General features: G+C 65.6%; 14 protein-coding genes. 8 read left to right on the top strand and 6 right to left on the bottom strand.

All coding sequences use genetic code 11. The features are described 5' to 3' along the window. Positions 1 to 2 precede the first annotated feature (2 nt). Positions 3 to 977, bottom strand: a complete 975-nt coding sequence (locus ABE434_RS08815) for an HlyD family efflux transporter periplasmic adaptor subunit (protein WP_346478569.1) — start codon at positions 975 to 977, stop codon at positions 3 to 5. 319 nt (positions 978 to 1,296) lie between these two features. On the opposite strand from ABE434_RS08815, the gene ABE434_RS08810 reads away from it, so the two are divergent. The 7 genes from ABE434_RS08810 (at position 1,297) to ABE434_RS08780 (ending at position 7,406) form a co-directional block, all read left to right on the top strand. Next, positions 1,297 to 2,283 carry a PhoH family protein gene (locus ABE434_RS08810; RefSeq protein ID WP_088433024.1) on the top strand — a complete coding sequence of 329 codons (987 nt, stop codon included), beginning with the start codon at positions 1,297 to 1,299 and terminating at the stop codon, positions 2,281 to 2,283. Then, complete coding sequence (gene ybeY / locus ABE434_RS08805) at positions 2,280 to 2,765, top strand: rRNA maturation RNase YbeY (protein ID WP_019185849.1); 486 nt, start codon at positions 2,280 to 2,282, stop codon at positions 2,763 to 2,765. The genes ABE434_RS08810 and ybeY overlap by 4 nt, the downstream gene beginning before the upstream one ends. Before the next feature lie 54 nt (positions 2,766 to 2,819). Next, entirely contained in the window at positions 2,820 to 3,506 is a 687-nt protein-coding gene (locus tag ABE434_RS08800) for a hypothetical protein (RefSeq protein ID WP_346478568.1), read from the top strand. Between the two features lie 80 nt (positions 3,507 to 3,586). Beyond that, entirely contained in the window at positions 3,587 to 4,180 is a 594-nt protein-coding gene (locus tag ABE434_RS08795) for a hypothetical protein (RefSeq protein WP_346478567.1), read from the top strand. A gap of 65 nt (positions 4,181 to 4,245) precedes the next feature. Further along, a complete protein-coding gene (locus ABE434_RS08790; protein WP_176989567.1) occupies positions 4,246 to 5,127 on the top strand; it encodes a transporter associated domain-containing protein in 882 nt (293 codons plus the stop codon). Positions 5,128 to 5,135: 8 nt separating this feature from the next. Next, positions 5,136 to 6,392 (top strand): DUF4105 domain-containing protein, encoded by a 1,257-nt coding sequence (locus tag ABE434_RS08785; RefSeq protein WP_346478566.1) that lies wholly within the window; start codon positions 5,136 to 5,138, stop codon positions 6,390 to 6,392. Positions 6,393 to 6,407: 15 nt separating this feature from the next. Continuing rightward, positions 6,408 to 7,406, top strand: coding sequence for a magnesium and cobalt transport protein CorA (locus ABE434_RS08780; protein ID WP_346478565.1), 999 nt, complete (start codon positions 6,408 to 6,410; stop codon positions 7,404 to 7,406). Between the two features lie 96 nt (positions 7,407 to 7,502). On the opposite strand, the gene ABE434_RS08775 is transcribed toward ABE434_RS08780, so the two are convergent. From ABE434_RS08775 to potA, 4 genes are all read right to left on the bottom strand, one after another. After that, a complete protein-coding gene (locus ABE434_RS08775; RefSeq protein ID WP_346478564.1) occupies positions 7,503 to 8,867 on the bottom strand; it encodes an NAD-dependent succinate-semialdehyde dehydrogenase in 1,365 nt (454 codons plus the stop codon). Positions 8,868 to 8,942: 75 nt separating this feature from the next. Further along, a complete protein-coding gene (locus ABE434_RS08770) occupies positions 8,943 to 9,788 on the bottom strand; it encodes an ABC transporter permease subunit (protein WP_176989563.1) in 846 nt (281 codons plus the stop codon). Beyond that, positions 9,785 to 10,696: an ABC transporter permease subunit gene (locus ABE434_RS08765; protein WP_176989562.1), complete on the bottom strand. Its 912-nt coding sequence runs from the start codon at positions 10,694 to 10,696 to the stop codon at positions 9,785 to 9,787. Before ABE434_RS08765 ends, ABE434_RS08770 begins: the two co-directional genes overlap by 4 nt. Then, on the bottom strand, positions 10,693 to 11,829 hold the full coding sequence (potA, locus tag ABE434_RS08760) for a polyamine ABC transporter ATP-binding protein (RefSeq protein ID WP_346478563.1): 1,137 nt from the start codon (positions 11,827 to 11,829) through the stop codon (positions 10,693 to 10,695). The genes ABE434_RS08765 and potA overlap by 4 nt, the downstream gene beginning before the upstream one ends. Positions 11,830 to 12,187: 358 nt before the next feature. Here potA and ABE434_RS08755 point away from each other — a divergent pair, with 358 nt between their 5' ends. After that, positions 12,188 to 13,336, top strand: coding sequence for a M35 family metallo-endopeptidase (locus ABE434_RS08755; RefSeq protein WP_346478562.1), 1,149 nt, complete (start codon positions 12,188 to 12,190; stop codon positions 13,334 to 13,336). A gap of 102 nt (positions 13,337 to 13,438) precedes the next feature. On the opposite strand, the gene ABE434_RS08750 is transcribed toward ABE434_RS08755, so the two are convergent. Then, positions 13,439 to 14,545: a polyamine ABC transporter substrate-binding protein gene (locus ABE434_RS08750; protein WP_046272012.1), complete on the bottom strand. Its 1,107-nt coding sequence runs from the start codon at positions 14,543 to 14,545 to the stop codon at positions 13,439 to 13,441. Positions 14,546 to 14,599 lie beyond the last annotated feature (54 nt).

Below are 14,599 nucleotides of genomic sequence, written 5' to 3'. Positions count from 1 at the left end.
ATTCAAAACGAAACCCGCACCGGCACGCCCGCCGGCAGCTGCGTCATCGCCGCCGCATCGTTGTCGGCGGTCAGCTCGATCTCGGCCAGCCAGCTGAGCCGCGCCGCGTCCGCGCCGCTGAGCGCGTAGTACGGAGTGAAGCCGGGGTCGCTGCGGATGCTGCGCACCCGCCCGACGAGTGTCCCCTCGCGCCCCTGCAGGGCGATCGTGGCGGCCTGCCCTACCCGGACCCGGACCCTCAGCGGCTCGGGCAGGTATACCCGTGCATACGGCCGGTCACCGACCAGCAGCACCGCCAGCGGCGCGCCGACCGGCGGCTGGTCGCCCAAGCGATATGGCAATGCGTCCACGCGGCCCGCGCGTGGGGCCAGCAGATCCAGTTTGCGCAATGTCTCGGCCTGGCCGGAGGCCTGCGCCTGCGCCGCCTGCAGGGCCGATTCGCCCTGCGCGATCTCTTCTACCCGGGTGCCGTGCTCGAGCGCCAGCAGCGCCTGCTCGGCTGCGCGCACCACGCCCTGGGCGTTGCCCGCCGCCGCGCGGGCCCGGTCCACATCGGCGGCAGCCACCAGCTGTTGACGTCCCAACGGCTGCAGGCGGCGGTAGTACGCGGCGGCATCCTCGGCCTGCGCCCGCACCGCGGCAAGGTTGGCGCGCGCCTGCGCGATGTCTTCGTTGCGCGGCCCCTGGCGCAGTTCGTCCAGCACCTGCCCCGCGCGGGCCGCGTCCGCCTGCAGCGCCTGCAACTGGGCAGCAGTGCGGGTAGGTTCGAGCTGCAGCAGCGATGTGCCTGCCTGCACCTGCTGGCCTTCACGCACGTGCACCGCCACGATGGTTTCCGCCGCGGAGGCGGGCACCGTGATGCGATCCCACTCCAGCGTGCCCAGCGCCGCCTCGTCGGTCTCGCGGCAACCAGGCAACAGCAGCAGCCATACCGCCCACACCAACCAACGCCGGGACGCGGATACCGATGCAGGCATGGCGTGGGGCCTCTGAAAGGAGTGTGCGCGGAGGCGCGATCCTCACCTTGCGCACACAGCCGTGAAGAACAGGTCACGCTGCAGCGCGCGGGCTGGTCATGAAATGATCACGCCCTCGCACCCGTTGCCAGCATTGGCGCGCTGCACGTTATCCACACCTTTCTCCCGCGACCACCCACAGGCGCTGTGGATGACCGCGGCCGGCGCAGGGAACGCCGCTTTCCGCTGCTGCTGTAGCGGCCGCCCGATACCCGCGCTACCCTGTTCTCCCTTTCCCTGCTTGCGGCCCGGTCGGCTGGACCGGCGGCCGCCGGACGCAATGACCGCACTCGCACAACGCGACTTCACCCTCACCCCGGAAGACAACGAACGCCTGGCGAACATGGCCGGCCCGTTCGACGAACATCTCCGCCAGGTGGAACTCAAACTCGGCGTGGAAATCGCCAACCGTGGCCACGTCTTCCGCGTGACCGGCCCCAAGGCGGTGGTCGCCGATGCGCAGGCCCTGATCGAAGCGCTGTACGCCGAAGCCGGCGACGTGGTGTTCGACAGCCATGCCATCCACCTGCGGCTAAACCAGGCCAACGTGGAGCATGTGGTCGAGCGTGCCTACGAGGCCCAGGAGGTGGCGATCAAGGTCAAGCGCGGCACGGTGCGCGGCCGCGGCGCCAACCAGGCGCGCTACCTGCACCAGATCACCACCCACGACATCAATTTCGGCATCGGCCCGGCCGGTACCGGCAAGACGTTCCTGGCCGTGGCCAGCGCGGTCGAAGCGCTCAACGAAGCGCGCGTGCAGCGCCTGATCCTGGTCCGCCCCGCGGTGGAGGCCGGCGAGAAGCTCGGCTTCCTGCCCGGCGACCTCAGCCAGAAGGTCGACCCGTACCTGCGCCCGCTGTACGACGCGCTGTATGAAATGCTCGGCGTGGAAAAAGTGCTCAAGCTGCTGGAGAAGAACGTCATCGAGATCGCGCCGCTGGCCTACATGCGCGGGCGCACGCTCAACGATGCGTACGTGATCCTGGACGAAGCGCAGAACACCACGGTCGAGCAGATGAAGATGTTCCTGACCCGGCTGGGCTTCGGCTCCACGGCGGTGGTCACCGGCGACCTCACCCAGACCGATCTGCCCAAGCACGTGAAATCCGGCCTGCGCGATGCGATCGATGTGCTGCGGGACGTGGAGGGCGTGAGCTTCACCTTCTTCGAAGCGCGCGACGTGGTCCGGCATCCGCTGGTGGCCCGCATCGTCAGCGCCTACGACCGCCGCGATCTGCAGCAGGTGCAACCCGGAGCAACCCCATGACCCGTGGTCCCGTGCGACTGGATGTCGCGATCAATTACGCCCTGCCCCGCGCCGGCCTGCCGTCGGCGGTGAGCTTCCGCAAGTGGGTTGCCGCGGCCCTGAAGGGCCGCATCCGCGAGGCCGACCTGGCGATCCGCCTGGTCGACGCCAAGGAAGGCCAGTCCCTTAACCGCCATTACCGCGGCAAGGATTACGCCACCAACGTGCTCAGCTTCCCGGCCGAACTGCCGGAGGGCCTGCCCAAGGGCGTCAAGTTCCCCCTGCTCGGCGATCTGGTGATCTGCGCCCCGGTGGTCGCGCGCGAGGCGGACGAACAGGGCAAGGCGCTCAACGCCCATTACGCGCACCTCACCGTGCACGGCGTGCTGCACCTGCTCGGCTGGGACCATGAGGACGAGAAGGAAGCCGATGCCATGGAACAGCTGGAGCGTGACATCCTGGCCGAACTGGGCATTGCCGATCCGTATGCCGGCGAGCGCTGAGCGCCCCCTCGATACCTGTGTTGATCCCTCTGCCCTACAAGGATGTATGCCGCGATGCCGTCACCTGACCGCCGCTCGGCACTGGGCCCCCTGCTGCTCGCACTGTCGCTGGCGGGCGTGGTGTATTCCGCCCTCGGCGCGCCAGGTCTGCCGGCACTGACACCGGCAGGCCGCGATCCCGGTGCGATCCGGTTGGGCATGCTGGCGCTCTCGGCGGTGATCGCCCTGCTGTCCCTGGCCCCGGCGCGCAGCTGGTGGGCTGCGCATCAACGGCGCGCGCCCCTGCCCGCACACTGGGCCGACCGCCTGGACGGCCTGGCTGCCGGCGTATTCGTCGTGGGCCTGCTGACCAGCGTGGTGGCGGGCCTCGTCCTGCCCCGCCTGCTGGCCGGCCCAGGCGACGCCGCGCTCAGCGCCACCGGCCTGGGCGTGGTGGCTTGGTCGGGACTGGCGGCGGCACTGGCCGCACCGACGGGCTGGCGCACGTTGTATCGCTGGGCCCGGCGCGATGGTGCCCCGCCCGCACAGTCCCCGGTCTTCCGCGCACGGCCGGTGCAGGTGGCGCTGCTGTTCGTCCTTGCCGCGGCCTTCGCGCTGGTGTTCGGCCGCACGCTGATCACGCTCACCGCCAGCGGCCCGGAAGCGCTCCATCTGGGCGCCTCGGCCTTGGTCCTGTGCGCGGCGGGGATCGCGATCGTCACCTTCACCGCCACGCTGCGCTGGCTGCTGCGCCGTCGCTGACGGCCTGCCAGGCGGGACCGCCCCCCGTTATGATCGTCGCCGCGTCCGTGCCGTGCACGCCTGTTGATGGACCTGTTCCGATGACCCCGTTGCGATTTGCCTACCTGGGCCTGCTCGGCCTGCTGCCTGCCCCGGCGTTTGCCGACGCGGCGCCGCTGGACCTGCCCGCTTTGATTGAATGCCGCAAGAGCGTGAGCGATTACGATGCCGTCGCCCCGGTCGTGGCGGACCCGCTCAAGGCGGTCGCCAATGGCCTGCAGCCGTTGCCGCAGACCAACCAGTTCATGACCGAATTCCGCCTGGCCGCGCCGATCACGGTCTTCGGCGAGCGCGCCGAGTACATCACGGTGGCCGGGGCCAGCATCATGGCGATCCTGGACCTGGCCGATCCGCGCCCGCTGGCCAAGCGACTGGCCCTGGAAGACGGTGTGGATACCCCGGAGAAGTTCATGGCCGGGCGCGAGCTGGTCAGCCGCGACGTCACCGACCCGCGTACCGGCGAGGCCCTGATCGAGTCGGTGATCCTGAGCCTGTCCACGGTCAAGTCCCACCCCGGCAAGACCCTGGCCGGCTGTACCTACAGCCTGGACCTGCCGCCGGAAGAGGAGACCCCGCCCCCGGCCGCCGCCCCGGGCCCCGGGCCGGGCGTGAATCCCCCCTCGGCAGGCCGCTGACAGGCGCCCGCATCCTGATAGACTAAATCCAACGCCCGGCACGCCGGGTGCCTTTTTTTCCAGAGATGTCTGAAGACGACAGTAGTAGCTCCACCCAGGAGCACAATGAAAAGAAGCGCAGCTGGCTCGAACGCCTGACCTCTGCCTTCTCCGGCGAACCCCACACCCGCGACGAGCTGGTGGCGGTCCTGCACACCGCGCACGAAGACGGCCTGATCGCCGCCGATACGCTGCGGATGATGGAAGGTGCCATCGCGGTGGCCGAGCTCACCGTCGGCGACGTGATGATCTCGCGCTCGCAGATGGTCTCCCTGCCGGTCGAAGCCCCCTTCCTTGAACTGATGAAGCAGGTGGTCGAATCCGGCCATTCGCGCTTCCCGGTGCACGGCGACAACAAGGACGACATCCTCGGCATCCTGCTGGCCAAGGACCTGCTGCGCGGCGTGGTCGCCGACAACGGGCCGGCCAACATCCGCGAGCTGCTGCGCCCGGCGGTGCTGATCCCCGAGGCCAAGAAGCTCAACGTGCTGCTCAAGGAATTCCGGCTCTCGCGCAACCACATGGCCATCGTGGTCGATGAGTACGGCGGTGTCGCCGGGCTGGTCACCATCGAGGACGTGCTGGAGCAGATCGTCGGCGAGATCGATGACGAGCACGACGAAGCCGAGGACCACACCTCGCAGATCGCGATCCAGGCCGACGGCCAGTACGTGGTCGACGCGCTGACCGCGATCGAGGATTTCAACGAGCGTTTCGGCGCCACGTTCCCCGATGATGATTACGACACCATCGGTGGCCTGGTCACCGAGGCGATCGGGCACCTGCCAGAAACCGGCGACGAACTCACCCTGGACCGCTTCGTGTTCCGGGTCGCGCGTGCCGATGCCCGCCGCGTGCAGGCGTTCCACGTGACCGTACTGCCGCCTGACACCCACAACGAGGATTGACCCACGCCATGCGGCCCCCTTTGAATCGGTGGTCGCTGTGCCGCCTGTTGTTCGTGTTGTCGCTGATGGCGATGGCCAGCCTGCCCTTCGGGGCGCTGGCCGCGCAGGATGCCGCGCCGGTCAGTGATGCCCCGGCCTCCGTCGCCGCGGCGCCGCGCATCGGCGTGGTCACCATGCAGCCGGGCGAGATCTTCTTCGAACGCTTCGGGCATGACGCCCTGGTCGTGGTCGACCCGGTCACCGGCGACGCCACCTCCTACAACTTCGGTTACTTCGACCCGAGCGAATCCGATTTCATCGGCAACTTCGTGCGCGGCGACATGATGTATTACCTGGTCGCGCTGCCCCTCGGGCAGGATCTGTCGTACTACCAGGAGAGCGGTCGCGGCGCGAGCGTGCAGTGGCTGGACCTGACGCCTGAGCAGGCGCATGCCCTGGCCGCCTCGCTGGCCGAGCGCGCCAAGCCGGAGAACGCGCGCTACCACTACGATTACTACACCGCCAACTGCGCGACCATGGTCCGCGATGCGATCGATGGTGCGCTCGGCGGCGGGCTGCATTCGCAGCTGTCCGGGCGCTCGCGCGGCAATACCTACCGCAGTGAATCGGTGCGCCTGGCGTCGCCGTCGCCGTGGATGTGGCTGGGCTTCGATATCGGCCTGGGCCCGTTCGCCGACCAGCCGCTGTCGCGCTGGCAGGAAGCGTTTGTGCCGATGCGTCTGGCCGATGCGCTGCGCCAGGCGCGCAACAGCGAAGGTCGCCCGCTGGTACAGGCCGAGCAGGAACTGCTGCCGCACCGGATCGCCCCGGAACCGGCCGAGTCGCCCCGGCGCTGGTGGCCCTGGCTGCTGTGCGGCCTGATCGCCGCCGCGGGTGTGGTCGCACTGCGCCGCCGGCGGCGCCTGCTTGGCGGCCTGGCGCTGCCGTTCTGGCTGTTCTGCGGCATTGGCGGCGCCCTGCTGACCTACCTGTGGGGCTTCAGCGCGCACCAGGCCGCCTGGGCCAACCGCAACCTGCTGCAGCTGTCGCCGCTGTGCCTGCTGCTCCTGCCCGGCGCGATCACCCTGCTGCGCGGCCGCGTGCCGCGTGCGTGGTTCCGGATCGTGCTGTGGGCGGTCACTGGCCTCTCGCTGCTGGGCCTGGTGCTGCATTGGCTCACGCTGCAGGCGCAGTACAACCTGCAGTGGATCGTGCTGCTGCTGCCGATCCACGTGGCGCTGGCGTGGGTGCTGGCCCGCCGTGACCCGCCCGTCACGGGCCGCTGACGCACGATGCCCGCCATGGATACCGTCACACCCGAAAATCCCGCCTGCGTCATCAACTGCGTTCACTACGATGACCAGGGCAAACGCCACGACATCAGCCTGGATGCGATCAGCGATGTGATCGCCAGCGACAACGGCTTTGTCTGGGTGGGGCTCTACGAGCCCCACGACAGCGTGCTGCTGAAGCTGCAGGAAGAGTTCTGCCTGCATTCGCTGGCCATCGAGGATGCGCGCAACGCGCATCAGCGGCCCAAGGTCGAGGCGTACGGCAACTCGCTGTTCGTGGTGGTGACCACCGCGCAGATGGTCGACGAGCGCATCCAGTACGGCGAGACGCATGCCTTCCTCGGGCCGCGCTTCCTGGTCACGGTGCGCCATGGCGCCTCGCTGTCCTACGCGGCACCCCGCGCCCGCGTCGAGCGCGAGCCGGAGCTGCTGCGCACGATGGGGCCGTCGTACTGCCTGTATGCGGTGCTGGATTTCGTGGTCGACAACTACCTGCCGATCACCCAGCGCTACCGCGACACGCTGGAGCTGCTGGAGAAGGACATCTTCTCCGACAACTACAAGCGCCATACCGTGGTGCGCCTGTACGAGCTCAAGCGCGAGCTCAACAAGATGCGCATGGCAGTCGCGCCGCTGCAGGACATGCTCTCGCAGATCAAGCGCTACCAGGGCGACCTGGTGCCGGACGAAGTGAAGCTGTACCTGCGCGACGTGCACGACCACGCGGTGCGGATCAGCGATGTGATCGACACCCTGCGCGAGATGCTGGGCACCGCGCTGAGCGTGAACCTGTCGCTGGTGACCCTGGCCCAGGGCGAGACGGTCAAGCGCCTGGGTGCGTGGGCGGCGCTGCTGGCCGCCCCGACCCTGATCACCAGCTGGTACGGCATGAACTTCACCCACATGCCCGAACTGGACAAGCCCTGGGCTTACCCGGCCATGATCATCGGCGTGGGCGCTGTGTGCGTGGGCCTGTACCGCCTGTTCAAGCGCGCCCGCTGGCTGTAGGTGGGTAGGTAGCGACCGTTGGTCGCTACGGTGATGACCGTTGGCCGCCGAGGCGGTGAGCCGACCAACGGTCGGCTCCTACCCCGATCGGTGGCATCAGGCCACGTAAATCGTCTTGATGTTCATGAACTCATGGATGCCGTGCTCGGCCAGTTCGCGGCCGAAGCCGGAGCGCTTGCTGCCGCCGAACGGCAGGCGCACGTCGCTCTTGACGATGGCGTTGACGAAGGCGGCACCACATTCCAGCTGCTGGGCAATCGCTTCGCCGCGCACCGGGTCGGTGGTCCAGACGCTGCCGCCCAGCCCGAAGCTGGTGTCATTGGCCACGCGCAGCGCCTCGGCCTCGTCGCCGACCCGCAGGATCGCGGCCGCCGGGCCGAACAACTCTTCGTCATAGGCCGGCATGCCGGGGGTGACGTTGTCCAGGATGGTTGCCGGGTAGCCCGCGTGCGAGCCGGCCACCGGCTCGCCACCGAGCAGCAGCGTGGCGCCCTTGGCGATGCTGTCCTGCACCTGCTTGTGGAGCTCATCGCGCAGGTCCGCGCGTGCCATCGGCGCCAGCGTGGTGGTCTCGTCCTGCGGATCGCCGTAGACGCGCTTGCCTGCCGCAGCAACGAACTTTTCCACGAACGCATCGGCGATCGCATCGACCACGATGAAGCGCTTGGCCGCGATGCAGGTCTGGCCGCTGTTGTCGAAGCGTGACTTCACCGCGGCGGCGACCGTCTTCTCGAGATCGGCATCGGCCAGCACCACGAACGCGTCGCTGCCGCCCAGTTCCATCACGCACTTCTTGAGCTGGTCACCGGCATTGGCCGCGATGGACCGCCCGGCGCGTTCGCTGCCGGTCAGGGTGACCGCCTTGATCCGCTTGTCACGCAGCACCTCGGCCGCCTGGTCGTTGTCGATGTGCAGCACATCGAACACGCCCTCGGGCAGGCCGCCGTCGCGACATACCGCCAGGATCAGGTCCGCGCACTGCGGCACGTTGCTGGCGTGCTTGAGCAGGGCCACGTTGCCGGCCATGAATGCCGGGGCGAGGAAACGGAACACCTGCCAGATCGGGAAATTCCACGGCATTACCGCGAACACGCAGCCGATCGGCTCATAGCGGACGTAGCTGCGCTGGGCCTCGGTATCGATCAGCTGCGGCTTGAGGTAATCGGCCGCGTGGTCTGCGTAGAACTCGCAGGCCTCGGCGCACTTCTCGATCTCGCCCAGCGCCTCCCCCTTGAGCTTGCCCATCTCGGTGGTCATCGCCTGCTGGATGTCGCCCTTGCGCTGGCGCAGCTGGGCGGCGATGGCACGCAGGATCGCCCCGCGCTCCTGCAGCGAGCGTGCGGCCCAGGCCGGGAACGCCTCGGCGGCAGCGGCCAGGCGCTGCTCAACCTCTTTGGCGGTGAGCAGTTCATGGCGATACGTGACCTGGCCGGTCGCGGGATTGATGATGTCAGCGGTCATCGCGGGTCTCCGAAAGTCAGACCCGCAGTGTGCGCCCGGCCACGTGATCCGGATGTTGCCGGATCAGGATGACGTTCAGCCGGGGTCCTGCAGCGCCATCTGCATGTCGCGCTGGCGACGCTTCTCCGTGCGCGCGGTGATGTACCACCCGATCACCGCCGCGATCGACACCGCCAGCACCATCAGGGTGGCCAGCGCATTGATCTCCGGCTTGATGCCCATCCGCACCGAGGAGAACACCTTCATCGGCAGGGTGGTCGAGTTCGGCCCCGCCACGAAGCTGGCGATCACCACGTCATCCAGCGACAGCGTGAATGCCAGCAGCCAGCCGGCCACCAGCGCCGGTGCGATGATCGGCAGGGTGATCTGGAAGAACACCTTCAGCCGGCTCGCACCGAGATCCATCGCGGCCTCCTCCAGCGAGCGGTCCAGCTCCTGCAGGCGCGAAGACACCACGACGGTCACGAAGGACAACGTGAAGGTGACATGCGCGATCCAGATGCTGGTCACGCCGCGGCTGGGAAAGCCCGGGATGCCGCCCATCGCCACCAGCAGGGTCATCAGCGAGAAGCCCAGGATCACTTCCGGCATCACCAGCGGCGCGGTGATCAACGCCCCGAACAGCGTCTTGCCCGGGAAGCGGCGCATGCGGGTCATCACCATCGCCGCCATCGTGCCGAGCACGGTGGCCGCACAGGCGGTCCAGAACGCGACCTTGAGGCTGATCCAGAGCGCATCCAGGATCTGCCGGTTGTTGAACAGTTCGCCGTACCAGCGTGTGGAGAAACCCGACCAGACCGTGGCCAGCTTGGAGGCGTTGAAGGAGTACACCATCAACAACAGGATCGGCAGGTACAGGAAGGCGAAGCCGAGCCCGAGCAGGCTCCAGCCCAGCCAGCGGTTGCTGCGTACCATGCTCATGCCAGCTTTCCTTCCAGCTCGCGCTGCTGCATGCGGTTGAACAGCAGGATCGGCACCAGCAGCAGGGCCAGCATCACGATCGCCACCGCCGAGGCCGTCGGCCAGTCGCGGTTGTTGAAGAACTCGCCCCACAGCACGCGCCCGATCATCAGCGTGTCCGGCCCGCCCAGCATTTCCGGGATCACGAATTCACCCACGGCCGGAATCATCACCAGCATGCAGCCGGCGATGATGCCGGTGCGCGACAGCGGCAACGTGATCCGCAGGAAGGCCTGCCACGGCTTGGCGCCCAAATCGTAGGCGGCTTCGAGCAGGCGGTTGTCCAGCTTGACCAGGTTGGCGTACAGCGGCAGCACCATGAACGGCAGATAGCAGTACACGATGCCGATGTAGGCCGCAGTCGGGGTGTACAGGATCTGCAGCGGCGCATCGATCACGCCGATCTTGAGCAGCAGCTGGTTGAGCAGGCCGTTGCGGTCGAGGATGCCGATCCAGGCGTACACGCGGATCAGGAACGAGGTCCACGAGGGCAGCACCACCAGCATCATCGCCACGTTGCGCGCGGCCGGACTCATCCGCGAGATCACGTAGGCCATCGGGTAGCCGATCAGCAGGGTGAGCAGGGTCGAGATCACCGCGATCTTGATCGAGCTCAGGTAGGCCAGCAGATACTGGTTGTCCTTGACCAGGGCCGCGTAGCTGCCGAGGTTGAGCTTGAGCGAGAAGGCGCCGTCCACGTACTCCAGCAGCCAGGTGTACGGCGGCGAGCCGACCTGGGTGCGCGCGAAGGAGATCATCAGGATGATTACGAACGGCACCGCGAAGAACAGCAGCAGCCACAGGTACGGCGCGGCGATCACGCCGGCGCGCGTGCCCGGGAGCCAGCGCTTCCAGCCGGTCGCGCTCATGAGGTCAGCACCACGCCGTCGTTGTCGCGCCAGTGCACCCACACGGTGTCACCCCAGGTCAGGCCATCGCTGGCCCAGCGCTGCGAGTTGGCGAAGTTGGACAGCACCTTGGCCCCGCTCGGCAGGCGCACGTGGAACACCGAGTGACTGCCGAAATAGGCGATCTCCTCGATCACGCCCTGGGCCTTGTTGGTGTCGCCGGCCGGCTCGTCCTTGCCGATCATCACCTTCTCCGGCCGCAGCGCGAACGCCACTGGCTGGCCTTCGTAGCCGGTGATGCCGTGGGCGACGTAGATCGGCGCGGGGAACAGCGGCGTGCGCACGGTGACGTACTCGGGAAGGTCTTCATCCAGCACGCCGTCGAACAGGTTCACCGAGCCGATGAACTCGGCCACGAAGCGGTTGGCCGGCTGCTCGTAGATTTCATCCGGCTTGCCGACCTGCTGGATCCAGCCGGCGTCCATCACCGCGATCCGGGTGGCCATGGTCATGGCCTCTTCCTGATCGTGGGTGACCATCACGCAGGTCACCCCGGTGGTCTCGATGATGTTGACCAGCTCCAGCTGCATCTGCGAGCGCAGCTTCTTGTCGAGCGCGCCCATCGGCTCATCCAGCAACAGCAGCTTCGGACCCTTGGCCAGCGACCGCGCCAGCGCCACGCGCTGCTGCTGGCCACCGGACAGCTGGTGCGGTCTGCGCTTGGCCAGCTTGCCCAGCTGCACCAGCTCCAGCATTTCGCCGACGCGGCGGTTGATCGCATCGCGGGCCATGCCGTCCTGCTTCAGGCCGAAGGCGATGTTCTGCTCCACCGTCATGTGCGGAAACAACGCATAGGACTGGAACATCATGTTGATCGGGCGCTGGTACGGCGGCAGCGCGTTGATGCGCTGGCCGTCCAGGTCGATGGTGCCCTGGGTGGGCGTCTCGAAACCGCCCAAGCAGCGCAGCAGCGTGGATTTGCCGCTGCCGGAGCCACCGAGCAGCGCGAAGATTTCGCCCTTGCGCACGTCCAGGGTGACGTCATCGAGCGCGACGAAGCCGTCGAACTCCTTGCGCAGCGCGCGGATGGACAGGTAGCCCGGTTCGTCAGTGGGCGCTATGGAGGCGAGCTCCAACTGAGCGTCAAGGGGCATAAGGAACTCCAGAGGAATGGGCTACAGGCCAGGTCATTTTAACGCTGATATCCATGACGCGAGGGGACGGGACGTACTCCTAAGCGCTTGTAGGCAGCAGAGAAATCATCCGCCCCAGCAGCCAGACGCCGCGCGGGAATCGGACAGGCAAAGGCCCTGAAATATGACAAACCCAAAGAACAAAGGAGTCCGCCGAAAAATAGAAACAACCGTGCCGAAGGAACGAAAGCGAAAAACACCGACTAAAGCATCCCGCCCAGAATGACCAGCAAATTCACAAAATTAAGAAATAGATTTGACTAATATTCTGAAATCGTGCAAAACGACGGAGGCAAACTCAATCCCAAGGAAGGCCTCCATGCGAAACTTGAGAAAGATCCTACTCCCCATCCTGCTCGCTGCAGCAACGACCCAGGCAAACGCAGAAGTGTTGATCGGCGTCCAGCAGGAGCGCTCTGTTGGCGCCGAGCACGCCAAGCTTACGATAGTCTATGAAAACAAAGGATCCAGTTCCGTTTCGATCCCCTTCAACAGCATTCCAAACACGCTAAAAGATGGCCGCCTTTTGAGCGACTCGTTCCAAATTAGAGCCATCGATGGAACCACGCCAGCTTACCGAGGAATAAATGTCAACCTGACACAGGACGCACGCAGAGAGGTTGTGGTACTGGCCCCCGGAGAAAACAAAACAGTAACCATTGATATCTCTGCAAGTTATGATCTCCGCTCCGGCATGACGTATCGCATTTCGCCGCCCGGCGTACGCTACCAAGAAAACAAGTCCACCTCAACGACACCCCGTCAAGAGGGGGCGAGAAATTACATTTACGCGCCCGCTCCCTTCATCGACATTGTTGCCCCGAAAGGGGAATCAAGAGCGACACCGCAATCAGGACAAGCACGTAAAATCACTTCGGCTGCAACAAGGTGCGCACCAGATAAGCTTCGCGTGATCAACGAAGCCATGCCAGTGGCGCGAAAGCTCGCAGCTGATGCAAAAAGCTATCTTGATTCGCTCTACGGCTTTGAAGAGACCGAAACTTCGATAATAGCCACCTTCAGACAGACCCCAAGATACACGAGTTGGTTTGGCATCCATGGCAACCCAAACATTGTCAATCCCGTAAACATCACAGTACGTGAAATTATCGGTGCAACCGCCACAAGATTTGGAATGCTGCAACAACCATCTTGCGAGTGCCCCACTGAAATCGTCAACCGAGTCAATGCGTGGACGACCCCAGGCATCAACTACCTGATCAACTACTGCCCAAACTTCTTCTCACTGCCAAATGACGTACATAGCGAGAGCGGCTCAAAAGCAGTAACCATCTATCATGAGATTTCTCATTTTGACGATTTTCTGGCGAAAGGGACGGACGATTACGATGCCAACTTCGCGCTACCGTCTGAAGCAAGCGATTTAGCGAGAACCGATCGAGATCTTGCCGCAGAGCACTCATATGGACTGGAGTACTTTGCCAAGAACGCATTTTCGGAAGAATAACGCCCCTCTCCACGGCTCAAGATTCGAACAAGCCGTCGTCGGATTCGCCACAGATAGGCGTCCTCGCACAAGAGAAAGGACGCACCCCGTTAGCCACCAACGTCAGCGCCCGGTCTTCACCTCGGTCCACAGCCGGGTATAGAGCTTGTCGACCTCGGGCGTGTTGATCGAATAGGTGAACATCTTCGCCGCCACATCGGCCGGCGGGTAGATGGTCGGGTCGGTACGGATCGCTTCGTCCACCAGCGGCGTGGCCGTGGTCACCGGGTTGGCGTAGTGGATGAAGTTGGTGTTGGCCGCGGCGACCTTCGGCTCCAGCAGGTAGTTGATGAAGGCATAGGCGGCCTCCGGGTGCTTGGCATCCTTGGGGATGGCCAGCATGTCGAACCACTGCGGGGCGCCTTCGCGCGGGATCGAGTACGCCACGGTCACGCCGTTGGAGGCCTCGGCCGCGCGGTCACGGGCCTGGATGATGTCACCGGACCAGCCCACGACCAGGCAGGTACCGCCGTTGGCCAGCGAGCCCACGTACTGCGAGGAGTGGAAGTTCTGCACGTACGGGCGGATGGTCTTGAGCAGCGCGGCGGCCTTCTCCAGCGTGGCCGGATCCTGGCTGTGCGGATCCTCGCCCAGGTAATGCAGCGCGATCGGGATCATGTCCGACGGCGTATCCAGGATCGTGATCCCGCAGTCCTTCATCTTGGCGATGTTTTCGGGCTTGAAGATCAGGTCCCAGCTGTTGGCGATCTCGGTGCTGCCACCGAAGCGCTGCTTGAGCAGCTCCACGTTGTAGCCGATGCCGGTGGTGCCGATCATGTACGGCACGCCGTATTCGTTGCCGGGATCCTGCTGCGCGATACGCTTCATCACGCTCGGATCGAGATTGGCCAGGTTCGGGATCTTGCTCTTGTCCAGCGGCAGGAACACGCCGGCCTTGATCTGGCGGCCGAAGAAGTTCAGCGTCGGCACGACCACGTCGTACCCGCTGTTGCCGGCCAGCAGCTTGGTTTCGACCATCTCATCGCTGTCGAACACGTCATAGGTCACCTTGGTGCCGGTGGCCTTCTCGAAATTCGGGATGGTGTCTTCCGCGATGTAATCGCTATAGTTGTAGACGTTCAGCACCTTGGCGTCGTCCTGCTTGTCACCGCCGCCACAGGCGGTCAGCACGGATACGGCAATGCCGAGGGTGAGGATTCGCAGCTTCATCGGACTCTCCACAGGTCAGGTGCGAGTTGGGGGGGAACCGGCCAGACCGGCGCA

This window comes from Stenotrophomonas sp. TWI1183, from assembly GCF_039673115.1.
GTDB classification, from domain to species: Bacteria; Pseudomonadota; Gammaproteobacteria; order Xanthomonadales; family Xanthomonadaceae; genus Stenotrophomonas; species Stenotrophomonas maltophilia_AA.
Note: the sequence above shows the minus strand (reverse complement) of the source record. Positions and strands in the feature narration are given on the sequence as shown.